This is a genomic window from Prosthecobacter sp. Pr1 (assembly GCF_057652315.1).
The window spans coordinates 139,293-164,020 of the sequence record NZ_JBYFBS010000015.1 but is presented as its reverse complement, the minus strand read 5'-3'; the positions used below and the strand labels follow the sequence as shown (position 1 = coordinate 164,020).

20 protein-coding genes are annotated in these 24,728 nt (G+C 59.5%); 8 read left to right on the top strand and 12 right to left on the bottom strand.

The window, feature by feature from the left end:
- Positions 1-15 precede the first annotated feature (15 nt).
- From AC24GY_RS21530 to AC24GY_RS21490, 9 genes are all read right to left on the bottom strand, one after another.
- Entirely contained in the window at positions 16-1,968 is a 1,953-nt protein-coding gene (locus AC24GY_RS21530) for an alpha/beta fold hydrolase (RefSeq protein WP_487687067.1), read from the bottom strand.
- A complete protein-coding gene (locus tag AC24GY_RS21525) occupies positions 1,958-4,462 on the bottom strand; it encodes a glycoside hydrolase family 2 protein (RefSeq protein ID WP_487687065.1) in 2,505 nt (834 codons plus the stop codon). The genes AC24GY_RS21530 and AC24GY_RS21525 overlap by 11 nt, the downstream gene beginning before the upstream one ends.
- A gap of 5 nt (positions 4,463-4,467) precedes the next feature.
- Positions 4,468-5,445, bottom strand: coding sequence for a DUF1839 family protein (locus AC24GY_RS21520; protein WP_487687063.1), 978 nt, complete (start codon positions 5,443-5,445; stop codon positions 4,468-4,470).
- Positions 5,442-6,377 carry an amino acid--[acyl-carrier-protein] ligase gene (locus AC24GY_RS21515; RefSeq protein ID WP_487687061.1) on the bottom strand — a complete coding sequence of 312 codons (936 nt, stop codon included), beginning with the start codon at positions 6,375-6,377 and terminating at the stop codon, positions 5,442-5,444. Before AC24GY_RS21515 ends, AC24GY_RS21520 begins: the two co-directional genes overlap by 4 nt.
- Before the next feature lie 3 nt (positions 6,378-6,380).
- The gene (locus tag AC24GY_RS21510) at positions 6,381-7,562 is read right to left on the bottom strand and encodes an acyl-CoA dehydrogenase family protein (protein WP_487687057.1); all 1,182 of its coding nucleotides are present in this window, start codon (positions 7,560-7,562) and stop codon (positions 6,381-6,383) included.
- A gap of 63 nt (positions 7,563-7,625) precedes the next feature.
- A complete protein-coding gene (locus AC24GY_RS21505; RefSeq protein WP_397381493.1) occupies positions 7,626-7,880 on the bottom strand; it encodes an acyl carrier protein in 255 nt (84 codons plus the stop codon).
- Between the two features lie 368 nt (positions 7,881-8,248).
- Positions 8,249-8,704, bottom strand: coding sequence for a hypothetical protein (locus AC24GY_RS21500; protein WP_487687055.1), 456 nt, complete (start codon positions 8,702-8,704; stop codon positions 8,249-8,251).
- A gap of 145 nt (positions 8,705-8,849) precedes the next feature.
- A complete protein-coding gene (locus AC24GY_RS21495) occupies positions 8,850-9,218 on the bottom strand; it encodes a cupin domain-containing protein (RefSeq protein WP_422317959.1) in 369 nt (122 codons plus the stop codon).
- 21 nt (positions 9,219-9,239) lie between these two features.
- Complete coding sequence (locus AC24GY_RS21490) at positions 9,240-9,725, bottom strand: phage regulatory CII family protein (RefSeq protein WP_422317957.1); 486 nt, start codon at positions 9,723-9,725, stop codon at positions 9,240-9,242.
- A gap of 128 nt (positions 9,726-9,853) precedes the next feature.
- On the opposite strand from AC24GY_RS21490, the gene AC24GY_RS21485 reads away from it, so the two are divergent.
- Entirely contained in the window at positions 9,854-10,630 is a 777-nt protein-coding gene (locus AC24GY_RS21485; RefSeq protein ID WP_487687052.1) for a hypothetical protein, read from the top strand.
- Between the two features lie 130 nt (positions 10,631-10,760).
- Positions 10,761-11,417 (top strand): DedA family protein, encoded by a 657-nt coding sequence (locus AC24GY_RS21480; protein WP_422323425.1) that lies wholly within the window; start codon positions 10,761-10,763, stop codon positions 11,415-11,417.
- Positions 11,418-11,423: 6 nt separating this feature from the next.
- On the opposite strand, the gene AC24GY_RS21475 is transcribed toward AC24GY_RS21480, so the two are convergent.
- Entirely contained in the window at positions 11,424-11,912 is a 489-nt protein-coding gene (locus AC24GY_RS21475) for a hypothetical protein (RefSeq protein WP_487687049.1), read from the bottom strand.
- Between the two features lie 14 nt (positions 11,913-11,926).
- On the opposite strand from AC24GY_RS21475, the gene upp reads away from it, so the two are divergent.
- The 3 genes from upp to AC24GY_RS21460 are packed head-to-tail and all read left to right on the top strand — an operon-like array spanning position 11,927 to position 13,964.
- Positions 11,927-12,613, top strand: a complete 687-nt coding sequence (upp, locus tag AC24GY_RS21470) for a uracil phosphoribosyltransferase (protein ID WP_422323429.1) — start codon at positions 11,927-11,929, stop codon at positions 12,611-12,613.
- A 54-nt stretch (positions 12,614-12,667) separates the two neighbouring features.
- Positions 12,668-13,594 carry a metallophosphoesterase family protein gene (locus AC24GY_RS21465; protein ID WP_487687046.1) on the top strand — a complete coding sequence of 309 codons (927 nt, stop codon included), beginning with the start codon at positions 12,668-12,670 and terminating at the stop codon, positions 13,592-13,594.
- 28 nt (positions 13,595-13,622) lie between these two features.
- Positions 13,623-13,964 (top strand): hypothetical protein, encoded by a 342-nt coding sequence (locus tag AC24GY_RS21460; RefSeq protein ID WP_422323432.1) that lies wholly within the window; start codon positions 13,623-13,625, stop codon positions 13,962-13,964.
- A gap of 54 nt (positions 13,965-14,018) precedes the next feature.
- Here the strand turns inward: AC24GY_RS21460 and AC24GY_RS21455 are convergent, their stop codons facing one another.
- Positions 14,019-14,261 (bottom strand): DNA-binding protein, encoded by a 243-nt coding sequence (locus AC24GY_RS21455; protein WP_397381501.1) that lies wholly within the window; start codon positions 14,259-14,261, stop codon positions 14,019-14,021.
- Positions 14,262-14,618: 357 nt separating this feature from the next.
- Here AC24GY_RS21455 and AC24GY_RS21450 point away from each other — a divergent pair, with 357 nt between their 5' ends.
- The 3 genes from AC24GY_RS21450 (at position 14,619) to AC24GY_RS21440 (ending at position 22,649) form a co-directional block, all read left to right on the top strand.
- Positions 14,619-15,281 carry a hypothetical protein gene (locus AC24GY_RS21450; RefSeq protein ID WP_422323434.1) on the top strand — a complete coding sequence of 221 codons (663 nt, stop codon included), beginning with the start codon at positions 14,619-14,621 and terminating at the stop codon, positions 15,279-15,281.
- A gap of 25 nt (positions 15,282-15,306) precedes the next feature.
- A complete protein-coding gene (locus AC24GY_RS21445) occupies positions 15,307-17,391 on the top strand; it encodes a flotillin family protein (RefSeq protein WP_487687043.1) in 2,085 nt (694 codons plus the stop codon).
- A 179-nt stretch (positions 17,392-17,570) separates the two neighbouring features.
- Positions 17,571-22,649 carry a DNA repair ATPase gene (locus AC24GY_RS21440; RefSeq protein WP_487687040.1) on the top strand — a complete coding sequence of 1,693 codons (5,079 nt, stop codon included), beginning with the start codon at positions 17,571-17,573 and terminating at the stop codon, positions 22,647-22,649.
- A 308-nt stretch (positions 22,650-22,957) separates the two neighbouring features.
- Here the strand turns inward: AC24GY_RS21440 and AC24GY_RS21435 are convergent, their stop codons facing one another.
- Positions 22,958-24,718: a prenyltransferase/squalene oxidase repeat-containing protein gene (locus tag AC24GY_RS21435; RefSeq protein WP_487687037.1), complete on the bottom strand. Its 1,761-nt coding sequence runs from the start codon at positions 24,716-24,718 to the stop codon at positions 22,958-22,960.
- Positions 24,719-24,728 lie beyond the last annotated feature (10 nt).

The window sequence follows — 24,728 nt, the reverse complement described above, 5'->3', positions numbered from 1 at the left end:
CTGTAAACCAATGTTTTACAGGGCTTTTTTGTGCTTACCTTCAAAGACCTCCCGCGTTCCGCCTTTGAAATAAAGACTTGGCAACAGATCCAGCCGAGTCATGCCGTCACAATCTTCATCCGGTGCCCGCTTCTCGATCCTACCGGAACCAAAGCGGTGATGCAGGTAGTCCGTGAGTGACTGATAAAAGGTATGGCGCGCCTGAGCGGTGGAAAAAGTGTGGTCCGCCTGATGGATGAAGCGGCACTGCAGCAGGCCCTGCTTCATCAGCTGCGTGGCTTTGCGACGCGCCTGATACATCAGAAGAAAATGCCCCGGATCGTTGTCGGAAACAAACATGGCCAGGGTGCGTCCGGCGGCAGCGATGCGGCTCAAATCTCCCGGCAGATCCTTGCGCGCCGGATGCGCGCAGCCGCTCTGTGGCGTGGACATGCCCTTCTCCGGAGCACGCCTGCCAGCAGTTAGAAAACGCGGCTTCACATGGCCTGCGAAACGTTTAAGCGAGCCGGCAAATCCCATGCGCGTCCTGCCGGTGAGCAGCATCTTCCATTGGCTCCATTTGAAAATCGCATTCCAATACTCACGCCAGGCCACCAATTGGTCGGTGTTCGTGTCATTGATCGTCATGCCCTCCTTCCAGAAAAAGACGAGGGGATTGATCAGGATGCTCTCGATGATGGCGGAATGGGGCAGTTGGGCCGCCGACTGAAAGGCCACATAGGCGCCCGAGCAGAGGCCCAGCAAAACAATCGGGCGGGCCGGCTGCCGCGCATGCAGGTAGTCGCACACCAGACTCACGTCGCGGAAGGCGGTCGCCGCGTAGGTGTCGTTTTCCTTTTCAGGATCAGCGGCCACGCTGTCGCCAATGCCGTTGATGTCGAGCCGCAGGCAGGGATAACCGAGCGCTGCAAGCTGCCGCGCCATCGCCACATGGATGCGCCCCGGACCAATCCGGTATGCCGCACCAGCATTGATCATCACGATCCACGGCAGTGAAGTCGGGCGCTCCACCGGCTCCGCCATGATGCCAAACAAATCGGGCGTGCTGCTGATCTGATGAATGGTCTCGCGCACCACGTCAGGACCGCTCGTCAGCATCGTCGTTGCACCTGCAGCGGCTATCTTGCTCCTGCCTGTCAGGACAGGCTGTGCTTTGGCCTTCATCCAGTCCACGATGCTCCTCAGCGCATCATGCGGCACCTGGGTGTCATGAGGTTCGGCCATCATCCCCTCGTAACCCGTCAACGCCATGGACTCCACGGACACGCCCTGCTTCGTCAGATGTTCCAACAACGCCAAATCACCCGCCGCGTTTGCACTGGAAGCGATCAACACCTGCTGGCAGCGAACCGAGTGGGCGAGCAGATCCAACTGCGCGAGTTCACCAGCCAGCTCATTTGGATAAACAAAGCCCATGGCTTCAATGCCTGCTGATTCACTGCCCGCAGCCAGTTGCGCGGTCTGGCTCAAGGCGGTGAGTTCGCGCACATAGCGCCGGCCTTTCAAAATTGGAGCCCACAGCACCAGGCTTTCCACCTCGTGCTGCTCCGCATAAAGCGCCGCGAGCGCCGCCCCTAAGCGCAGGCCCACAAGGCTGATCTTCCGGCAGCCCCCTTCAGTGCGCATCCACTCCACGGCATCGCTCACATTCGACTGCCACGTGGCCAGACGCTGCGGATCATTTTCTGTACCGTCGGAGTCACCGGTCCCATAATAGTCGAACCGCATCACCGCAAAACCTTGCGACGCCAATCTTTCCGCGAGGTGTCGCAGCGCACGATGTGAATGAACCTGCTCGTGCCCAAGTGGCGGACAGATCAACACCCCATGTTCAGCCACAGCGCCCGCAGGTCGGTGCAGCCACGCAAACAACGACCTGCCACCACTCTCAAAGTAGAACGCGGTCCGCCCGGCCTGATCGACACACGAAGCGTCTTCAGGCGCGTGCGACTGTGGCTCAGGTGTCATGATGGGTTGCGTGGGATGCACGGCTCGGCTCCACCGAAATTTCGCCCGCCACATTCAGGGCCTCAACATAAACTTCAAATGCCCCGCTCTTCCCTGAGGTCGGCGCAAAGGACACCGCCTTGGTCCGGCCCGGGGCCAGATGAAAGTAATTGTCGTCGGACAAAAATCCCTTGGCCGACAATCGCACACTTTGCAAAAGCCGGTCGCTCCTGAGCCTGAGCTGGTAGCGTCCCTCACCCAATGGTTCCGCCTTGGCCCCCAGCGTTTCCGCCGTCAACGGCTGCGCCACCGGATCACGTGCACGAGTGAGATGAAACGCCTCGCTGATGACCTCGCGCCCGGTGCTGAACCAGGTTGCGATCACCACATGATGCGACTGCGGACCGAAACGGTACGCGTAGTTCACATCAAAAAACGAACCGAGAGTTTCATCCACGCTCCGCATCTCCAACGACCGCCCTGCCACCGTCACCTCGATCTCATGGCGTGCGACAACCACATTCGGTTCGCGCAGCAACTGCACCTCAACAAAGCCCTCGACCAGCTCGGCCGTTTCGTTGCTCAAATGCAGATGCAAACCATCCAGCCCTTCGTCCGTGATGCTTAACTGCCGTGTCTGCCATGCACGCTTGAGCTGATAGTACGCGGCCTTCGGAGCGCCCGTGCTGTCCACGATGCCCCAGCCCGCCGCCGGCCACAGATCCTTGTAGAACCACACCAGCGCACCCGCATTGCGGCTGTGCCCGCTGCGCCATTCCGCGAATGTTCGCGCCATCATCTCGCCCGATGCCACGCGGCTCAGTTCCAGATAACGCGGCATGTCGAAGGAGCGCAACGTCACCGGATCGACATTGAAAAGCTCCCGAAGATAATGATCACGCACATCTTCAAAATCCCATCCGGCTCCCGTGTCACGCGGCACACGCTGCTTCCAGCGCGGGTGGTGCATCACCGGCATGAGACCTCCCATGATTTCATCGATGGCCTCCGTCTCTGGAATGTTTGAAAACCCGAGGCACTCGCTGGTAAACTTCACATCCGCCTGCCGCAGCTCACGCAAAGAGCGCAGATACGCCCCGATGCCATAATAATGAGTCACGCCGGTGCGAGTGTGAAAAGGCAGCACACCACCACTCGGCGATGAAGGCACATACGCCGTGCCGGGATGATGCTGGCTGCACAGCGCTGGCAGCTGCTCGCCAAACCAGCGGTTGCGCCAAAGCTCACGCGCCATGCCCAGCATCGCCGCCTGCTGTTCGATCTCGCTGTTGCCGCAGTAAACCGCCACACACGGGTGCTGCGCGAGTCGGCCCAGCTGCTGTGTCGCCTCAATCGTGATGTTTTCTGCAAACGCCGCGTCATCCACGGGATAGTCCATGTTAGCAAACATGAAGTCCTGCCAGACGAGGATGCCCAGCTCATCGCAGAGACGGTAGAATGCATCGCTCTCATAGGTCATCGTACCGCCGATGCGCAGCATGTTCATGCCCGCATCACGCGCGAGTGTAAGATCATGCCGCAGTGACTCCTCTGTTCCACCGAGGGTAAAAATGTCATTTGTCGTCCAGCACGCACCACGGCAGTAAACACGCTCTCCATTCACATGAATCGCAAACCCGGGGTCGTTGCAAACCTCGATGCTGCGGAAGCCCGTTTGCTCCAGCGGAAACTCATGCGGACCTGCGCTCGTTTCGATGATCACCTTGCCGCTGTACAGCGCCGGCACGCCATGCGTGTGCGGCCACCACAACTCCGGATGTTGAATTCGCAGCTCACCGCGCAGAGCATCATCCTCACACAAAAGCTCGGCAGAATGCCCGCCGATGTTCAACCACGCCGAAACGATCTTCATCGACGTCTCCACCCTCGCACGAAAACTGACGACGCCTTCGTCTCCCACCAGCAATGCCGTCTTTTGAATGTCCGTCAGCAGCACAGGCGCACGCTCCAGTCTCACCGCACGCCATGGCCCCACAGCAGGCACTGGTGGCGACCAGCCAGGAATGCGTCCCAGCAGGCTCGTCCGCTGCCAGCGCAATTGCTGGTTGTTCACGAGGTTCGTTTTCCAACGCGGACGCGAACGTTTCTTCTTCAAGTCCGCCGTGAGCGAACGAAAGCGGATCACCAAGTCATTCTCATCGCGCACAACTCGTGCAACATCCACGCGATGGCTGCGGAACATGTTGTCGGAGCTTAGAATGAGCTCGCCGTTGAGCCATACGTCAGCGAGCGATGCCAGCCCGTCGAAGCACAGGGCGCAAGGATCTTCAGCAGTTCGCGCCGCTGCAGTAAATGTCGTGCGATACCACCAGTCCTGCGCATCCACTTCCGGCGGATTTTGATGATTCCACTGACCACGTGCGCGCAATGCAGAGGCCACCGTGCCCGGCACCTCGGCAGCCATCCAATCCCCCTGCACCGCTCCGGGTTCAGCACTCGCTCCGGGAGCCTGCGCACAGCATGTCCACGGCGCAAAGTGAACAGGGTTCGTCATAGAGATTACGCGGGAAACGCGTCTTTCAGTTGCTGCATCGCCTGGGTCCAGGACTCCGCCATTTGATCGACGGGCGTGAAATCTATCGCCTTCTTCCGTGCCATCGCACGCGCCAGTTGGAACTGCAGCGTCTTCGCGCCGGTGGACAGCCGGAGGATCGACTCAATCGCGCCATCCAGCCCGCCCACGCCCTGGCTCTGCAACCACTTCAGGTAGGTGCCGGCCAGTTCATAGCAGGAGCCAAACTGGCGCAGCGTGGCAAAAGAGTACTGATGGAACGTGGCGATCGGCTCGTTGATCAGCCACTGCATGTCAGCCTCAAAGCGGGCACGAAACTTCACAAAAGGGTTCACCTCTGGCAGGCGCTGCAGCTGTCGCTTCAACCGAACCAGCGATGCATTCAGCAGCGCCTCGCCTTGCAGCGGCAGCAAGGGAGTGCTCTTCACGATCTCGCAGTAGGGAGGCAGAATCGCAGGATTCTTTTCCCCACGCAGATGAAACACATGCGCGAAATCATCCCCATGCAGATGGTAGTAGCCTTGCGCGTGGAAGTAGCCCAGACGCTGCTGCTCCATGTCGATTTCAGCGATGGCCACTGTCGTTTTCACATGCTCCAGCTGGTAGGCGCTGCCAGCCGTGTCGGGCAGATAAAATGAATCCAGCTCAATGAGCAGGGGTCGTCCAAGCGACAACTGTTCCTCAATGTGCGCCGTCAGCGGCCGGTAAATGGCGAGCTCTTGCACATCCAGCGCGTACAGATCGTACAAATCCGTCAGCTGATATTTGAAAAAGGTCCACTGGTCGCCCTCAAAGTCGATGCCCAGCGTGAACGGCAGGGCCGCTATCGGCTCCAGACCACGGGCATGCAGAACTTCGATCCAAACATCGACGTAGCAGTTCGTCTCCGCCCACTCGCGTTCCTGTGTATGCAGGCGATGGCGCGTGTAAGTTTGGGGATCAAGCGCTGGAAACGGCCGGCTCATAGTTCCAGGGCGTTTTTCACTTCATACGGCCAGCGGTCGGGATCAAATCCGTGGTGCTTGAACAAGGCCAGCGTGATGCGCTCCATCCCAAATCCAATGCATGCCGAATGCGCCGCTTCACCGTTCGGCAGCTTGATGTCGAAGGCTTTGCCGAAGTAATCCATGTGGCAGTTCGTCGAGGCAATCGCCGTCGGCTTCTCTTCCGAGGCCACGGCAAACGTGAACTCGTGCTTCAGGTCCTGCTCCTTCTGCGATGCCGCCATCACCCGTCCTCCACGTCCAAAGAACGGGTCATTGGCGACCACGATCTCCACGCCGAGTCCGACCTCTCCCAGAATGTCACGGCCAAGTTCGATCCATTGTTTGCGATGCTCCAGCGCCTGCTCAGCGGTGCCAATGCGGACGAATTCACGCTGGCGGAAAATCTGCAGGCGGCACGGGTCGATCGACGGCTCATGCCGGAACACCTGCGAGAACAAATCCACCGTCCTGCCCTCACTCGTCAGCGTGCCAGTCGCCGTAGGATACAAAGGATAGCAGCATGCGGGCGTCAGCATCAGTGCGCTCGGGGTCAGGTCCTGGGTCCATTCCTCGCCGCTCTCGCGCTTCGTCAGCATTCCCATATGTTCGCGATCGCGCCCCATGAAACTGTGCACGGAACCCATCAGGTCCGGGAAGTTCTCGATGTGGCTCGTCTTCAAATAATGCTCACGGCTCAGCACTCCGGGCAGGCGCATGATGTCCGCCTGGAAGTGTGCTGCGCGTCGTGTGACAAGGCGGTCAAAGCTCTGCAGCACGCCTTCAAACACACCGTTGTAACCATAGACGCCGCGCACGCCAAGCGGGACGAGCAGCCCGGCTTCGGTGACCTGGTCGAGAAACGCCTGATAGGCCTCGGTGATGGGGAGAGTTGCAGTCGAGGTGCACGTCATAAATCAGCCTTCCTTGTGAACCATCAGCATCGTGGCGTTCAGTTTCAAAATGCGGTCGTTGTTGACCATCAGTGCCGCGCCATAAGCATCACGCAGATGGCGGGCAATGCTGAATTTGGAATCGTTGCGATAACCCGAGATGCCGCAGATCAGCATCGCACGGCCGACGATGTCCACGAACTGCTGCGAGGTGGACAGCTTCAGATTGTTCGTGCGGATGGAGAAGCCAAACTCTTCAAACACTCCCGGGCAGTCGCGGCTGCGCAGTTCGTCGTACTCACGGGCCATGGACGTCACATTGTTCCTCATCACTTGCAGCACCTGATCGACTTCACCGAGGCGGATGGCCGAAATGGGTGTTTCACCAGGTGTCTTGCGCGCCTCGGCACGCACGAAGGCTCGGGCCTGGTTCACTGCGTCCATCGCAATGCCCGACCACAGTGCGCCCCACACGATGTGCGAGTAAGGATGCATCGTCTGGCCCAAAATCTCATTGAAAGGCTGCGGAAGAATCTGCTCCGCGCTGCCTGTGGCCGTGAGCTCAAAGCCCGAGCTGCAGGTACCTCGGAAACCCATGGTATCCCAGGTCGAAAGCGGCACGGCGGTGTACTCTCCTTTGCGCACCATGACGTGCACCTGCTCATTCGCCGGCGCGTTCGGTGCGCTGCGGCAGGTCACCAAGATCTCGTCTGCGAAGTCACCATAGGAAATGACCGGGGCCTTCTTCGTGAGTTTGAACTGATCCCCCAAGACTTCCACCGCGCAGATGCTGGAGCGCAGGTCTCCGCCCGTGCCGATCTCCGTCGTCGCAGAGGCCATCAGTCGCTGCTCCTCCGCCAGCTGCCTCAGGTAGTCGCAGAAAAACTCTGACTGCTGGGCATGATGCACGACGCAGGCCACCTGAATCTTGTGCATCGCATAAATCATCGCCGACGAGCCGCAGTACTGCCCCAGCGTCTCGCAGATCTTTGCGACCTGCACGAGGTTCAACCCCATGCCGCCGTACTCTTCTGGCACATACGCACTCAGCAGCCGCGCCTCGCGCATGGCATCAATAGACTCGCTCGGAAAGCGCGCCTCCTTGTCCACATCCGCCGCATGCACACGGAGCACCGATTTGCCCAGCGCATGCACCTCCTTCAAAAGTTCGTCAAAATCGACTTCGGTGCTGCAACGAGCGCTCACAGGATTGGATTGAGGGTGGGAGTGGTACGGGCTTGAATAACTGCGGCGCATTGCGGCACGGAACTAGGCCGCTAGCTTCGTGATCGCCTCCGCGATGGATTCGATGCTCTTGAAGGTGCGGCGGCCGATCAGATTGTCGGGGAACTCGACATTGAACTTGTCTTCCAGCGCCAGCATCACCGCCACCGTCGCCAAAGAGGTCAGGCCGGCATTATAGAGGTCATCAGCCTCCGTCAGATTCTCCACAGGGAACCGGCCATGCTGGGCAAGGACTTCACGGATGTCTGGCACCAGAGTGTTGCGTTCGTTCTCGCTCATAATGATAAATGGACTAAATGTTTATGATTATAATAAACATAACAAATGCAAATTGGTCCACCTAATTTTATCAGCCACTGGGATTTTCCTCACGCTGCGATAAAGCATGCCCTTGGGGGCGATTTTTTAGCGCCCTTTGGCCAATTTTTCCCATCCGCAGCGTCCCTCATCATCTGCGGTTTTACTCGACTGTGTCTTGCAATGCATGACCGCCCTCCTGCCCTTTCACCTTTGTGGCACAGTGGTAAAATGGTAAAATGGACGCCACTTATGCTAAACCTGTCCTAACGTACAGGTTTAGCAGAGAAGGGGTTGCAGCTGCCTGAAGGCTTCCCCCTGCCTTCTGGCAGCAGAAGCAGTAAGGCCAATCAGCGCACCGGAGTTTTTGAAAGCTTATAAATCCAGTGTTCAACACGCCCAGCGCGGACACATGCATAAACTACGGACGAGAACTGGGTGGCACTATACCGTGCCCTGGAGACGTACGGGAGAGGTCTGCCATCCATGCTGATCTGCTGATACGAAGTGTCCGGACCTGCGGTGTAAAACGTCACAGGCACCAGCCAGTAAATCTCGTTGTTGTATTTGCCAATGAAGGGGTAGCCGTAGCTGACCACATTTTCCGGGGTGACGGCGCTCACCTGCCCTGCCCTCATGCTCTTGGTGAGCATCGGGTAGCGCCCTCTGAAATCTTTGGCTGGCTTCAGGCCTGCCATTGGATGGTTATAACTGGGATTTGTCGCGTAATCCGAGGCCCTGGCTGATGCGAACATGCCCAGACCAAAAACAACGAGAAAAGCAAGCAGGGAGGAGTGTGTCTTCATAAGAGTGTTAGTATCGCGCCCACAAATATAGCCTTATTCTTGGGAGATCAATTTAATCCTTATCTACAAAGCGGTTGCTTAGTGGCACTGTAAAGGATGCCCCTGCCAGCATCATCCACGCCAAGATCGCCGCAGAGTTCTACCTTCAGACCACCTCTCCCACCTCGAAGTAATCATCCTCCGCGATGTCCGGAATGCCCACGACGAGGACGCGCATCTTCCCACGCGCGCCGTGGACGACGCCGGGCGGGATGTGCACGAGCGAACCTTGGCTCACAGCCTGTTCGACGCCGTCCAGCACCACAGTGCCACCGCCATCGAGGACGTAGTAGAGTTCCGTGGAGCGTTTGTGGTAGTGGAGTTTCGCACCGTCGATGTCCACTGCATGCGCCCAGGCAGCGGGGGACAGGCCCACATCTTCACGGCTGATCAAACGATCCCTCCAGCCACAGGTGCTGCGCTCACGTGGCGTGTGGCCTTCGTGACGGATGAGCAGCGGACCCGTGGCGGCCATGGCTTCCAACAATCAGGTTCGTTATTTGTGCCCCTGATGCGTTTTGATCTCATCCGCGAGGTGGGCAAAGTCGCCCTTCTCACACAGGCGGACGAAGCCTTCGGTGAAACGTTTCAGCTCATCCCACACTCCGCGGATGTGCTCCGCCTCTTCCTTGTTGATGCGGTTGTCAGAGGCCGCCTTGCTGATGGCCGTGAGGAGATCGGCAAACTGCTGGACGATTTCCTGCGTGGCAGGCATCAGCTCCATGCCGCGCGGACCTCCGCTGGCGGGATTCTGCACAAAGACCCCGTTCGCCTTGTGACAAAGCCACTGGATGAGCTGCGCGTCCTTGGTGATCTCAAACAGCTGGCGCACTCGGTCCAAGGGATTGGAGGTGCCGCTGCCCTGCTGCTCGTCCGGCTGGGACCACTTGTAGGCGAGCGAGAGGGAAACGCCCATCTGCGCTGCCACCTCTTTGAAGCTGGTTTGCTCGACGGCCTTGCTGATCACTTCATGGGAGTCCATGCCTGACTTGTTTCAGAAATTAACTCATTTGGCAAGCATCATCCTTGTCGTTCTGCCATGGTAAATGTCACGCCGCCCCGCTCTTTGCGCTTGTAGAAGAAAATTCCACACACCTAATCTGCCGCCTCATGAAAATCTCATCCCTCCTCCTCGCGGCGGTCACTTTTGTGCTGGCCTCCTGCATTGAAATCAAATCCACCGTGATCGTCAGCAAGGACGGCACAGCCACCATCGAGGAGAGTGTTCTCTTGGGTGCTCAGCTGGCTGCCATGATGCAGGGCGGACAGAGCGATCAGCTCAAGGGCCTCGTCATGGACAAGGAAAAGGCTGCTGAACGCGCCAAAAAACTCGGCGAGGGCGTCACCGTCAAATCGCATGAAGAAGTGAAGACTCCCGATGGCAAAAGCGGCGTGAAAGTGGTCTTCGCCGTCGCTGATCTCTCCAAGCTGAAATACGTGCCGTTTGAGCCGGAGCAGGAAGGCAAACCCTCCACCACGCAGCCGATGACCTTCGCGCTGAGTGGTTCCACCCTCACCATCACCAATCCGGACGCAGATAAAAAGAGAGGCGGCGAAGCTGCCAAGCCAAAGAAGAGCCCGGATCAAATCGCCATGATGAAATCGCAGATGGCGATGATGAAGCCCATGTTTGCCGGCATGCGCGTGGCGGTGGCAGTCCAAGGGGCCAATGGCATCGCCAGCTCCAACGCCGCCCATCTGAATGATGGCACGATCAGCTACATGGACATCCAGTTCGACAAGATCATGGACAACACCGAGATCTTCGCCGGCTTCATGGAATCGGCTGACGTCGGCCTCAGCCCGGAAGAGGTGGCGGAAAAATTCAAAAACGTCGACGGCCTCAAGATCGAGGGCAAAAAAGTGGTCACCGCTGAGCTGAAATAAGCCACCGATCGAATCGGCAGAACCCATCCAGCAAAGCCGGGGCATCACGCCCCGGCTTTTTTGTGAACCTGTCGGGATCGGCATGACTTTTCGTTTGCCGCGCCGCTCTGACGCCGGAGATTCGCCGCCCATGATCTCCCAGCTTCTCGATTTCGTTCTGCACATCGACAAACACCTGCAAGCCTTCGCACAGGATCATGGGGCGCTCATTTACGGGCTGCTGTTTGCGATCATCTTTTGCGAGACCGGCCTGGTGATCATGCCCTTTCTGCCAGGTGATTCACTGCTGTTTGCCGTGGGCGCTCTATCCGCCCAGGGGCTCATCCGCATCGAACTCATCATTCCGCTGCTCATGTGCGCCGCCATCATCGGTGACAACCTGAACTACTGGATCGGCCGCAAGGCGGGCGGCTGGATCGTGAACCAGCGCTGGTTCAAGCGCGACTACCTGGCCAAGACGGAGGCGTTCTTCGTCAAGCATGGCGGCAAGGCCATCATCCTCGCGCGCTTCGTGCCCATCGTCCGCACCTTTGCCCCCTTCACCGCCGGCTTTGGCCGCATGGATTACCGCCGCTTTCTTGTTTACAGCCTCGGCGGCGGCTTGGTCTGGGTGCTCAGCTTCAGCATCGCCGGCTACTTCCTCGGCAGCATCCCGATCATCAAAAACAACCTCAAGCTGGTCTTCGTTCTCATCATTGTCGTCTCCATGCTGCCCATCGTGTTTGAAGTGCTCAAACACAAAGCAGAGGCCAAGCGAGCCCAGGCGGAGAAAGATGGTGAAGCTTAACCCGGCTTATGGCCCCGGCACCCGCGCCCCAGTGCTCGGGTTCATGTAGTAGCCGGGAGCGCCGCCGACACCGGGCACATACACCGGCTTCGTGGGCATTCTGCCGTTGTAGCGCGGGTTGTTGTACGGAATCGCCATGCCGGGATAGACCGGCATGTTGCCAATCGTCTGATAACTCTGCACCCCGCCGTAAGCGTTGATCACACCGCTTGAACTGCGGCTGCCAAAGGGACCTGAAACGTTCTGCTGATACATGAACTGGTCCCCCTGCGGCATCGCTGTAGGCCCCGAACCGGGTGCATACCCACCACGCGGCACGGGAGCTCCGCTGCTGCCCGCCATGCTGGCAATGCTCTGGCTGGGGCTGCTGCGAGGTACGGCTTCCGGGCGATTGGCAGACGGGTAATAATAACTCGAACCGTCCCCTCTCGGTGCGCTGTCACAAGCGACCAGAGAAAGTGCGACCAATGCAGGCACACAGAATCGTGTTTTCATGCCTGCAGGGTATCATGACCGTCAACCCGGTGGTGGAAAACTTTGCCAGCACGGGCAAACGCGGCAGAATGCCCGGCATGCAGCCCGTTGTCGTCGTTCAGCATCCTTTGGCACAGTGCCATCTCGCCGCCATCCGTGCTGTCGGCACGCCGTCGCATGAGTTTCGGCGGCATCTGAACCACCTCGCGCGCCTTCTCTTCCTCGAAGCCACCCGTGAACTCCCCGTGCGTGAGATTGACGTGCAGACACCGCTGAAGCAAACCGTGGGCTCACAGCTGGCACGCCCGCTCGTCTGCGTGCCCATCCTGCGCGCCGGCTTGGGTTTGCTGGATGGCATCCTGCCACTCGTACCTGACGCCGTCGTCGCCCATGTCGGCATCAGGCGAAATGAGGAAACCGCCCTGCCGCATGCCTACTATGCGAATCTGCCCGCCAGTCTTTCCAACGCAGATGTATTTCTTCTGGACCCCATGCTTGCCACCGGTGGCAGCGCCTGCGAAGCCGCGCGCCAGCTCAAGGAGGCCGGAGCCATGCGCATCACCATGATCTGCGTGGTGAGCTGCCCTGAAGGGCTGGCCGCCATGGAGCGTGCTCATCCAGATGTGGCCATCGTCACCGCCGCCATTGATTCCGGTCTGAACGACAAATGCTACATCGTCCCCGGCCTCGGCGATGCCGGAGACCGCTATTTCGGCACCTGAAGTTTGCTTCCTGTTCGCACGATCCTGCCCTTAAGCAGCGTTTCATTCCTTCCCATGCCAATCACCTTCCCCCCTCTCACCCGCCGCAACTTTTTGCAGCACGGCACCGCCGCTGCTTTGGGCGCACTCGCCACGCAGCTTCCCGCGCTTGAGATTCCTGAACAGACTTGGGTCCTGTTTTCCGACCCCCACATCGCCCAGGACGAGGCGCTCGTCGCACGCGGTGCCTGCATGGCGGAAAACCTGCGCCGCTGCGCCAATCAGGTGCTCAAGATCGGACAGAAGCCCTTCGGCCTCATCGTCAACGGCGACTGCGCCTACCTTGAAGGCAAGACGGAAGACTACGTCACCTTTACCCACTGCATCCAGGCCCTTCGCGAGCAGTCCATCCAGATTCACTGCACCCTCGGCAACCACGACCATCGCAACAACTTCCTCAACGCCATCATCGGCCCGCCGCCGCCCAACGCCGAGCGCCCCATGAACGTGCCGGACAAGCACGTCGCCACCGTCACCAGCGCCCAGGTGAACTGGATCCTGCTCGACTCCCTCGACCTCGTGAACAAAACCCCCGGCATGCTGGGTGAACCCCAGCTCGTGTGGATCGAGCGTGAACTGCGCAACGCGCCCAACAAGCCCACCTTCATCGTCGCGCATCACAATCCCATGCAGCCCAGCATGGATGACAAGAAGAAAGGCACCTGCCTGCAGGACAGTGATGCCCTCTTCGACCTCCTCGCCGCCTATCCCAAGGTGCAGGGCTACATTTACGGCCACACCCACACCTGGCTGAAAACGAAGCACGAGAAAACCGGCCTCCCGCTCATCAATCTCCCGCCCGTCGCCTACACCTTCGACCCCAAACGCCCGAACGGCTGGGTCATCGTCCGCATCAATTCAGAGCGCGCCGAGTTCGAACTCCGTGCCCTCAATCCCGCGCATGAAGAGCACGGGCAGAAGCAGGTGATCAGGTTCACCTAAGACTCACTGTGCCTGTTTGCCATTAAACATGAAAATGCTCTTCCAAGGCACCCTTTTGCTGCTGGCCAGCCTGTTCATTCTGCTCTTTCCACGGCATTCCTATCCAATCGGCGCTTATCCCGAAAATCTTTACACCTCAAGCGGCCAATGGTCCAGACCGGCCGATTCGACACGCTTCTTCAATTGTGTGCGGACTGAATACGGATTGGGGCTGTCCTGGCTGGTTTATGACCGTGGAAAAGACCAGGACGCATGGTATGCGAAACTCAACGGCGGCGTCTTTTGCCTGCATGTCTCCATGGCCATGGCGGCAAGCGCCTGCGGCGTGCTTCTACTCCGACGTCGCGCTCACTCGCTGCACCCAGCTTGAGGTCGCATGCATCGGAACCGTGTCCACCTGCAATGAGCGGTAACGGTCACCACTTCACTCATCCACACTCGCAGCGTCCACCGTCCGCATCATGGCGTCCAAGAACTCCTGCGCGGCATCGATCGGCAGAATGATCGTGTCACGACGGCCGCGAACGTCCTCGGTGATCTTGATGAACTTGCCGCGATCATTCTCCTTGAGATCGAGGAAAAAAATCTTCCGATCCGTGACGATTTTCTCGGAATGCAGCGGCGGATTGGGCGGACGCCGTTCGTCTTCAAATTCTGTGTTCCTCATGCCGGTAACCTCCACTGACTGACGATTCGCTGTACTTTGTTCTGGGTGAATTCGATGCCGATTCTAGGAGCAGCGCCGGGCTTGTCAATCCTTCTCACGGTTCATATCACTACCTAAAATCTTCCAGACGCGAAATCTGCCATCCCTCGCTTGGCGCAAAAAATAACCCACATGAACCTTCGGAAGCTCAGTTTTCAACCCACCCCTCACTCCGGCGATCAGGAATTTATTTAACCCCTCAGGCACGCGCAACTAGGCTCGTCTAATGGCATTGAAGACGATCTGCAAAATTGTAATCGCCTCGCCTCGGGTCAGTTGCTTATATCGCACATCACCTTTCCGCCAAATTCTCCCACCGTGTTCGAACTCTTCCAAGCCGCCATCCTGCCACACCAGCTTTTGCTGACGCTGCTGCTGACACTGGTCGTCTGCTACTGGCTTCTGGTCCTGCTCGGTGCGCTGGATTTCGAGGCTGATCTGCCCGACGATCTGGGCACAGACGGTGATGCCCACGACGGTACTGGCTCCTCAAACGCTCTCGGCATGAGCACCGGCGGCGCCTGGCTCTCGGCGGGTCGCTTCCTCGGCTTCTCGCAGGTGCCCCTCATGGTCTGGCTCAGTTTCCTGGTTCTCTTTCTCTGGTTCGGCTCCTTGGCGCTGAATGAATGGTACAATCAGGCTGGCAGTCTGCTGCAGGCCACCTGGCTCCTCCTGCCCAACCTGCTCGGCAGCCTCATCGTGACCAAGCTCGTCACCCTCCCCGTCGCCAAACTCTTCAAAGCCATGGGCGATGCCGACTCAGAAGCCGAGGAGGTGATCGGCCGCACCGGCGTCGTGGTTTCCACGGAGGCGGATGCCTCCTACGGCCAGCTCGAAATCACCACCGCCAGCGTTCCTCTGCTGATCAATGTCCGCACTGAGCCGGGAGTCACACCCCTGAAACGCGGCGACTCGGCCAAAGTCATCTCCGCCGGTCCCGACAATATTTTTTACCTGATCGAACCCGCTCCCCAGAACTAATCCAACACCCTTTCACCCAACTCTCATGACCACATCCCTACCCCTCGCTCTCCTGCTGGAAGGCAGCCTTCTTGTCGGAGTCATCATCATCGGCATCTTTCTCGGCATCCTGATTCTGTTCTCGCGCTTTTTCCGCAAGGTGCAGCAGGGCCAGGCCATCGTGCGCAACGGCATCGGCGGCACCAAGGTGACCTTCAACGGCATGATCGTCATTCCCGTTGCCCATCAGTCCGAGTACATGGACATCTCGGTCAAGCGCATCGAAATCGAGCGCAAAGCCCAGGAAGGCCTCATCTGCAAAGACAACCTGCGCGCGGACATCAAGGTCGCCTTCTTCGTCCGCGTGAACAAAACTCCGGAAGACGTGCTGCGCGTGGCCCAGAGCATCGGCTGCACCCGTGCCAGCACTGTGGACACCATCCGCGTGCTGTTTGACGCCAAGTTTTCCGAAGCCCTCAAAACCGTGGGCAAGCGCTTCGAATTCGTGCAGCTCTACAATGAACGCGATCATTTCAAGAGCGAGATCCTCAAAGTCATCGGCACCGACCTGAACGGCTTCACCCTCGACGACTGCGCCATCGACTTCCTCGAACAAACGCAGCTCGAAAACCTCGATCCCGACAACATCCTCGACGCCGAAGGCATCAAGAAAATCACCGAGCTCACCGCCGCCCAGGCCAAACTCTCCAACAACATCCAGCGCGACAAGGAAAAGGTCATCAAGCAGCAGGACGTGCAGGCCCGCGAGGCCATCCTCGAACTCGAGCGCCAGCTGGCAGAAACCGAATCCAAGCAGAAGCGCGACGTCGAAAGCGTCCGCGCCCGCGAGATGGCCGAAACGATGAAGGTGCAGGAGGAAGAGCGCCTCAAGGCCGAACGCGCCAAGATCAGCGCCGACGAAGAAATCGCTGTCGCCACCCAGAACAAAGACCGCCAGGTCCTCGTCGCCCAGCGCAACAAGGAGCGCACCGACGCCGTCGAAATCGAGCGTGTCACCCGGGACCGCGATCTCGAAATCATTGACCGCGAGCGCGTCACCACGCTCAAGGCCATCGAGAAGGAGAAGGCCGTCGAAGTGGAGAAGAAGAACATCCAGGAGGTCATCAAAGACCGCGTGGCCCTCGAAAAAACCGTCGTCATCGAGCAGCAGAAGATGAAGGACGCCGAAGCCTTCGCCACGGCCGACCGCGAGAAGCAGGTCGCGCTCACCAACGCCGAGAAAAACGCCCAGGAGCAGCTCATCCAGAAAATCAAGGAGGCCGAAGCCTCCAAACAATCCGCGCAGCTCGCCGCCGAGCAGGCCGCCTTCACCACCATCAAAGCCGCCGACGCTTCCAAGCAGGCTGCCGAGCTTCACGCTCAGGAATTGCTCACTCTGGCCGAAGCCCGGCAGGAGTCCGCTTCCAAAGATGCTGCGGCCGAGAAATCACTCGCCGAAGGTCGCACCGCCAGCTCCGCCGCCATCGGCCTCGGAGAAGCCCAGGTCCTGCTCGCCAAGGCCGAGGCTTCACAGAAGCAGGGCACCGCAGACGCCGAAGTCACGCAGCTCAAACTCGCTGCGGAAGCCGATGGCATCACCAAGAAGGCGCAGGCCATGAAGCTCCTCGAAAACGCCGGACGCGAACACGAGGAATTCAAGCTCACCCTCGAAAAGGAAAAAGCCATCGAGCTCGCGCAGATCAACATCCAGAAGGACATCGCCGCCGCCCAGGCCAACGTGCTTGGCGAGGCCATGAAGTCCGCCAAGATCGAAATCATCGGCGGCGAAAGCCAGTTCTTCGACAAGATCACCAACGCCATCGGCAACGCCCGCGCCATCGACCGCATGGTCGAAGGCAGCCGCACCCTCACCGACGTGAAGGAAACCTTCTTCACCGGCGATCCCGACTACTTCAAATCCCAGCTCAAAAACATCATCGATCAGTTCGGCCTCACCTCCGAAGACACGAAGAACCTCACCCTCAGCGCTCTCTTCAGCAAACTGATCGGCCTCAACCCCGACGCCACCACCTTAAATAAGCTCACCGGCATGATCGGAGCCGCCTCCCGCTTCGGCCTCACCGAGCAGACCGTCAGCGGCCTCCTCGCAGCCAAGGCGGCGAAGAAGTAAGCTGATGAAACCTGCGGCTCCAGCAGTGCAACGCACCTTGGTGTATCCAGGCAAGTCCGTTTGGACCCTGCTGGCCATAGGTATGGCAGTGGTCGATGTCTGCTCTGGCCCAGTCTGGTTGAGCATTCTCGCACCTCTGCATGCCGCATTATTTCTCAAATTGATCTGGATGGACACACATGGCTGACCCGACTCCATCTCCCCAACCTTCCCCGCAGCTCGAAGCCGGTGCTTACGAAGTCATTCGTCAGCGTCTCAACAAGCACGGCTCCGAATTGCAGCGGCGGCTGGATCTTCTGAACGCCGACCGCAAGGCGGAGTTCGGCGGCATTGAGACAGCGCTGCTGGCCACGTCACGCCTCACGACAGAAAACAACTGCGTGCCGCGCGATCTCGCCGCCATCGGCCCGCACCGTTTCTTGTTTGGCTACAACGTCCACCTCGGCCTGCGCAGCACCATGCGCATCGAGGACGTGTTCGCGGTCTATGATTATCATCCAGCGGATCACAGCTTTCATCCGAACAAAGACGGCCTGCTCAGCGACCCCCAGTTCGTGGAGGACTTCGCCTACCTCTACAGCTACTACAAGCACGCCTCCTTCCTGAAGTTCCACCGCATCGGCCCGCATCTCTACCTGGGCTTTCAGGTGGGCCAGCGCGCCACCGAGGTGAAAGCCTTCAAGTGGCTCGTGGACGATGACCACGGCACGCTCAAGTACCTCGGCAACCGCAGCGACCACGAATTCGTCTTCCCCACACCGCAGGAGTTTGCGTGGAAGCGCGCCACGCGGGACATGTACATCCACGGCACTCACCCGCACATCAGCATCGAGGATCGCGTCTTCGTCGAGACCATCGGCGGCGATCTCACCGTGAAGGTGGAAAACAACACCGACTCAGGCCGCGGCATCTACAGTGAGCCCGTCGAAAACAGAGATCAGACCCTCGACGACGCGGAGGTGTACTACGCCATCGTCGGCAGCCTCATCCTGCTCAAGATCCTCCCCTACCAGGAGAAAACGTGGCGACATCTCGTCTTCAATGAGCGCACACGTCAGGCGCATCGCATCGACAGCATCGCCGAAAGCTGCGTCCTCCTCCCGGACGACCACGGCATTCTCTTCCCGCATGGGTATGTGCTGCAGACTGGCGAAGTGCGCCGCTTTGAAACTGGCCTGCCGCCCATGCGTTTTGAGAAGCGCATCCCTGCCGCGAACGGCGAGGATACGCTCTTTGTCTTCAGCCATCTGGAGAGCGGCTCCTACCTGCTGCTCAGCTACAATCTCATCACGCAAAACGTCGCCACGCCACAGCCCTGCCATGGCTTCAGCCTCTTCCCCAGCGGCGAACTCGTGCTCTTTTCGGCTGATGACGAGCCGCGCAAGCACCACGTCATTCAGGTCTGGCGCACGCCCTTCGTTTCCGCCGATGTGAGCGAAGCCAAAGCTTCGCAGACCTTCCTCAGCAAGATCGGCAACGCCGAAATCGTCCGCGCCATGGCCGAGTGCCAGGGCGTGCTCACTCTGCTTGGCAAAGACGATTCCTTCTCCGGCCTCTACGTCGAGCTCTCCCGCTCCTGCGGCGATATTGCCGACAGCTATTTCTGGGTCGGCCGCGAAGAGGCCCACGATCTCAAGAGCATCCTCGTTGAGGTCAAGACCACCGCCGAAGCCGCGCTGGGCGAGTTTGAAAAAGTCAGCCGCATGCGCAAGACCGCAGCGGAGCAGACCACCACGCTGCAGGAGAAATCGAAGAAGGCTCTCAACGCCGCCGCCAACACCGATCCCACCGACATCCTCGGCTTCGTCCATCTCCTCACCTCTTTGCGCGAGCTGCGCGGCCAGATCATCGCCTTGCGCGATGTGCGCTACACCGACGCCGCTGAGATCGACCGCATGGACAAGGCGGTGGCGGAAGGCGCAGACAAGCTCTCGGCCAAATGCGTCACCTTCCTGCTCAAGCCGGAATCGCTGGACCCCTACCGCAAACAAATCGCCGAGCAGCAGGCCCGTGTGCCTGCACTGGCCAAAGTCACCGAAGCCCAGGCTGTCGAAGAAGCCCTCGCCAAATCCAGCAGCGAGCTGGAAATGCTCACCGCGATTGTCAGCGGCCTCAAGATCGAAGACGCCACCGAGACCACTCGCATCATCGAAGGCATCTCCACGCTCTTCGCTCAGCTCAATCAAGTCCGCAGCGTGCTGCGGAACCGCCGCAATGAGCTCGCCAAGACCGAAGGCGCCGCGCAGTTTCAGGCGCAGCTCAGCCTCCTCAGCCAGAGCGTGCTGAACTACCTCGAAGTCGCCACTACCCCGGAGAAGTGCGATGAATCCCTCACCCGCGTCCTCGTGCAGATCGAGGAAATGGAGACCCGCTTCTCCGACTTCGACGACTACGCCGCCGAACTCATCCAGAAGCGCGAAGAGGTGCAGACCGCCTTCGAGTCGCGCCGCCAGAGCCTCAGCGATGCCTTAAACCGCCGCTGCGGCAGCCTCGGCCAGTCCGCCGAACGCATCCTCACCAGCATCCGCAATCGCCTCGCGAACTTCGCGAAGCCCGAGGAAGTCCACGCCTGGCTCGCGGCAGACGCCATGGTCGCCAAGCTGCGCGATCTCATCGAAGAACTGCGCAAGCTCGGCGACAGCGTCCGCGCCGATGAACTCCAAACCCGCCTCAAGACCGTCCAGCAGGACTCCCTGAAGCAGATCCGCGACAAGTCGGAAATCTTCGTCGCAGGCGGCGATCTCATCCAGCTCGGCCAGCATCAGTTCAGCGTGAACAAGCAGCCGCTGGAGCTCACGATTTTGCCTCGTGAAAATGGCCTTGCCTTCCACCTCACCGGCACGCGTTTTTACGAGACCGTCGAAAACCCTGAACTCGCGACGCAGCGCAGCGTGTGGGATCAGGCCGTCGTTTCGGAAAATGCCGATGTCTATCGCGCCGAATACCTCGCCTGGCAGATGCTCAAATCCGGCGCAGGCGATGACGTGGCCACGTTCATGGCGCAGCGCTACCATGAAGGCTACACCAAAGGCGTGCACGATCACGACGCCGCGCTGATGCTGAAACCCCTGCGCGAAATGCAGCAGGCCCTCGGCCTCCTCCGCCATTCCCCCGCCGCCCGCGGCTACGCACGCCTATTCTGGCACGCGTGGACTGAAGACGACGCCAAGAAAGCTCTCCTGGCCCGCATGCAGTCCAAAGGTCGCATGCGCGACCTTCTCGGCATCTCGAATGCCTCCGCCGCCCACGATCTGGTCAAACGTGTCGAAAATCTGCTGTGTATTCAAGAACGCGGCAGCGTTTTGGAGTGCTCCAGCCCTCTGGAGCTTTCCGCAGGCCATAGAACATTCGAAAGCGCCGGAGGACCGGCGCACTCCAAAACGCTGCCGCGAGCTTCGTCATCCCAGATCACCGCCTGCCTCCTCGACGAGCTCCAATCCAAGCACCCCTTCACCCGCTCCGCCGCCGCCACAGAACTCCTGCGTTCCTTCCACCGCGAACTCACCGTCAAACACGCGGCGAAGGATTTCGAAGAAACTCTGACCTCGCTCGCCACTCAGCCCCTGCTCGCATTCGAAATCGCTTTGGAATGGATCACGGCGCTGAACCCCACCGCAGCTCCCGGCGCCCTGATCGAAACCGCCGCCATGGTCGTGACCCACGACCAACCTCCAGCCGCCATCCCCACCGAGCCGGCCGCCCACGCCACCATCACCGGTTTGATCGGCACCCATGCTCGCATCGCCGACGCAAAGCTCGAGCTCAACTACCACGAATTCACCACGCGCCTGCAACGCTACGAAGCCGAGGTCGTCCCTGCGTTCGAATCCTTCCAATTGCTCAAGCATCGCTTGGCCGACACCCGCCGTCGCGAACTGCGGCTCGATCAGTTCAAAGCCGGCGTGCTCAGCTCCTTCGTGCGCAACCGCCTCATCGATCAGGTCTATCTTCCCCTCATCGGTGCCAACCTCGCGAAACAACTCGGCGCCGCAGGCAAAGACACGCGCACCGACCGCATGGGCATGCTCCTGCTCATCTCACCGCCCGGCTACGGCAAAACGACGCTCATGGAATACGTCGCCAGCCGCTTGGGCATCACGCTGGTAAAGATCAACGGCCCCGCTCTCGGCCACAAGGTCACCTCGCTCGATCCCGCCGAAGCCGCCAACGCCAGCGCGCGTGAAGAAGTGGAAAAGCTCAACCTCGCCTTCGAGATGGGCGACAATGTCATGATCTACGTCGATGACATTCAGCACACGAACCCCGAATTCCTGCAAAAATTCATCTCCCTCTGCGACGGCACCCGCAAGATCGAAGGCGTGTTCAAAGGCGAAGCCAAAACCTACGATCTGCGTGGCCGCAAGGTGGCCGTCGTCATGGCCGGCAATCCCTACACCGAAGTCGGCGGCAAATTCCAAGTGCCGGACATGCTCGCGAATCGTGCTGACACCTACAACCTCGGCGACATCCTCGGCGGCCATCAGGAAGTCTTCAAAGACAGCTACATCGAAAACAGCCTCACCAGCAATGCCACCCTGGCCCGCATCGCCGCGCGCAGTCATGCCGATGCACTGGCCGTCTTGAAGGTCTCCCAAACCGGCACCCGCGAAGGCGTCGAGTTTGAAGGCAGCTACAGCGCCGAAGAGATCAACGAAGCCGTTGCCGTCATGGAAAAGCTTCTCCACGTACGCGAGATCATCCTGCGCGTGAATCAGGAATACGTGCGCAGCGCCGCCATGGAAGACGCCTACCGCACCGAGCCCCCCTTCAAGCTCCAGGGCAGCTACCGCAACATGAACAAGATCGCGGAGAAAATCCTCCCGCTCATGACCGATGCCGAAGTCGCCAGCCTCATCGCCGATCACTATCGCGGCGAAGCGCAAACCCTCAGCCAGGCCGCCGAATCCAACCTCCTCAAATGGCGCGAGATCAACGCCCTCTCCACCGAGGCCGACGTCATCCGCTGGACCGAAATTAAAAGCACCTTCAAACGCAACCTCCTCACCGGCGGCGCAGGCGAAAACGATCCGATCAACCGCATCACCGGCCACATGAACGCCTTCACCGTCGGTCTGGAAAAGATCGAGCAGGCCGTGAGCAAACCCACCCTTTCCGACGTCACCATCGAGCGCCTCCAGCGCATCATCGAAGGCCTCCGCGCCGTCCCCGTAAACGTCGAAATCCGAGTGCAGCCCGTCGAAAAAGAAGTCGCAGGCGAGTCCCCCGTGGATGTCTCCAGCAACGTCGAACAGGAATGACTCATTGAACAATGACGACTTGAGGTCAAGCCTCCCCAAGGGCAGCGCAGATTTCGCCATGCGACTCCTTGGCAGCAGTCGCATAAACTCCGCGCAGAGCATGCAAATACCCAACGTGAAGTGGAGCGCTCTCTCCGAGAGCGCGTTTTAACGTCTCCACACCTTCATTCCAGCAATACGTTTGCACAATTCCACGGATGCCATCTCCGCCCCCGTCTCGAAGGCCAAAGGCCTTCCCTCATCAAAGCGAAGGGATGCCGAGCTTTAGCGAGTGCTTCCCTGGTACCGCAACAACCACCGCTTTGATCTCAAGGATGAACCGCAACGCGGTTCCGTAACGGCTCACTGGTCTGTAGCTCACGCCTTGCGGCCCGCAGCGCTCCCAGTGTCCAAACCACAGGATAAAGCTGCTCATGATACCACAGCCGCGCAAAGTAGAGACCAATGGGCGCAGTAGGAAAACGAGTGCCGTTTTCTGTTGCCCCAATGAGCCATTGCACGCTGGCCATCACGTCTTGCTCTTCACCACTCAAAGCATGCAAAGCAACCGCAGTCTCCTCAATGCTGGCAGGTGCATTCGCATCCCCGCCAAACGAGCCATCGGACTTCCGGGCGCTGCGCAGGTACTGCCTCCCGCTCTGAATCAACGCATCAAACTTGCTGGCAAGCTGCGCACTGCCACTCAGATGATTGACCACCTGCGCCGTGCCATAGACCGGATTGTTTTCATCCGGCGTGTGCTCATTGCCAAACCACAGCGGAATCCAGGAACCATCTGGCAACTGCACCCGCTTCAAATAGGCCAGCGCCTGTCGCGTTCCTGCATCGATGCGTTTCTTCAAAGCTTGCGGCGCTTCATCTCTCCACACCCACCATGCACACAACGCATGCGCCGTGATCTCCGGCGTGCTGCGGTCAAACGGCAGCGTTCCCCACCCACGGCAAAACGTCGGAATGCCTCCATCGCGATTTTGCAAATCAAGCAACCATGTGATCCCCTGCTGAATCGCTTCATCGCAGGAATGTCCGATCTTCTTCAACGCAATGAGCGCACTCGAAGTGTCATCCGCATCCGGCACTCCGCCAGGCAGATTCGTCCACGCCCAGCCCCCCGGCGGCGCATTGGTAAAAGGATGAACTTCACGATACTGCTGTGCCAGCAGCCACGGAATAGGTGGAGCGCTGAAGTCGGAGCTCCGCAGCGATAGCGTCGTCCCCCATGTTGCCAGATTGGTATCAATCGGCCAGCTCCCATCTTCCCGCTTCGAACTCACCAAGAATTCAACCGCCAGCGGCAGGCACGGATGATCAAACTCACCCGCACCCGCCAGTGCCATGGTGACAAAGCTCGTCAGCGGCGTGGCTTCAAGATAACCTCCACTGCTTGGCTGCAGCGTTTTCAACATCGGCCGGATGCGCGGCCACGTCAGCGCACGCAGCCACCTCAGAGGATTCCACCACGCCGGCGGCTTGTTCTTAAACCGCGTGTACCCAATGGCAATCAGCGCCGGCAGCGCATAGCTCACCACCGGCAGCCCTACCGCCCCAAACCAAGTGCGCGGCAACGCAGCAAGCTCAAACGGCAGCGCGATGACATGCTTCCACGGCTTGTCCCCCAAGGTGCCGCAAAGCGCGCACAGCATGAGAATGGGCACGGAGAAAGTCTTGTCCTTGCCATAGCGGGACACCACCGCCCGGGCGATGGCCGCTGGTTCAAGAGAGCCAACCTGCGCGATGATGCACCCATTGGCAGCTTCAACGGCCTGCGAAGTCCGCTTCCCCACCAGATGCAGCGCACTCCAGCACAGCAGCGTGGTCGAAAGGTTGCTCTTGCTCAGCGTCGTGTCACCCCAGCCGCCATCGGCATTCTGATGCTCACACAACCACTGCGCCCCGGCAGCGATGTGCACCGCATGCTTGTCACGATCCACCAGCGCCAGCGCGACGATGGCCGTCGCGGTCGAAAGCGCGCTGCTGGAAAGCCGCCCTTCCCAGTGGCCGCTCGCATTGCGCAGGGCATCCAGATGCGCCTGCGTGTTGGCGATGGCGCTGTCGAGGGCGTCCATCATGGCAGAAAAT

Coding starts and splice junctions, on each gene's coding strand:
- AC24GY_RS21465 (WP_487687046.1), top strand. CDS start 12,668: ATGCCAATCACCTTCCCCCCTCTCACCCGCCGCAACTTTTTGCAGCAC.
- AC24GY_RS21525 (WP_487687065.1), bottom strand. CDS start 4,462: ATGACGAACCCTGTTCACTTTGCGCCGTGGACATGCTGTGCGCAGGCT.
- upp (WP_422323429.1), top strand. CDS start 11,927: ATGACCGTCAACCCGGTGGTGGAAAACTTTGCCAGCACGGGCAAACGC.
- AC24GY_RS21495 (WP_422317959.1), bottom strand. CDS start 9,218: ATGGCCGCCACGGGTCCGCTGCTCATCCGTCACGAAGGCCACACGCCA.
- AC24GY_RS21475 (WP_487687049.1), bottom strand. CDS start 11,912: ATGAAAACACGATTCTGTGTGCCTGCATTGGTCGCACTTTCTCTGGTC.
- AC24GY_RS21440 (WP_487687040.1), top strand. CDS start 17,571: ATGGCTGACCCGACTCCATCTCCCCAACCTTCCCCGCAGCTCGAAGCC.
- AC24GY_RS21445 (WP_487687043.1), top strand. CDS start 15,307: ATGACCACATCCCTACCCCTCGCTCTCCTGCTGGAAGGCAGCCTTCTT.
- AC24GY_RS21515 (WP_487687061.1), bottom strand. CDS start 6,377: ATGACGTGCACCTCGACTGCAACTCTCCCCATCACCGAGGCCTATCAG.
- AC24GY_RS21530 (WP_487687067.1), bottom strand. CDS start 1,968: ATGACACCTGAGCCACAGTCGCACGCGCCTGAAGACGCTTCGTGTGTC.
- AC24GY_RS21435 (WP_487687037.1), bottom strand. CDS start 24,718: ATGATGGACGCCCTCGACAGCGCCATCGCCAACACGCAGGCGCATCTG.
- AC24GY_RS21520 (WP_487687063.1), bottom strand. CDS start 5,445: ATGAGCCGGCCGTTTCCAGCGCTTGATCCCCAAACTTACACGCGCCAT.
- AC24GY_RS21455 (WP_397381501.1), bottom strand. CDS start 14,261: ATGAGGAACACAGAATTTGAAGACGAACGGCGTCCGCCCAATCCGCCG.
- AC24GY_RS21460 (WP_422323432.1), top strand. CDS start 13,623: ATGAAAATGCTCTTCCAAGGCACCCTTTTGCTGCTGGCCAGCCTGTTC.
- AC24GY_RS21480 (WP_422323425.1), top strand. CDS start 10,761: ATGATCTCCCAGCTTCTCGATTTCGTTCTGCACATCGACAAACACCTG.
- AC24GY_RS21490 (WP_422317957.1), bottom strand. CDS start 9,725: ATGGACTCCCATGAAGTGATCAGCAAGGCCGTCGAGCAAACCAGCTTC.
- AC24GY_RS21500 (WP_487687055.1), bottom strand. CDS start 8,704: ATGAAGACACACTCCTCCCTGCTTGCTTTTCTCGTTGTTTTTGGTCTG.
- AC24GY_RS21505 (WP_397381493.1), bottom strand. CDS start 7,880: ATGAGCGAGAACGAACGCAACACTCTGGTGCCAGACATCCGTGAAGTC.
- AC24GY_RS21485 (WP_487687052.1), top strand. CDS start 9,854: ATGAAAATCTCATCCCTCCTCCTCGCGGCGGTCACTTTTGTGCTGGCC.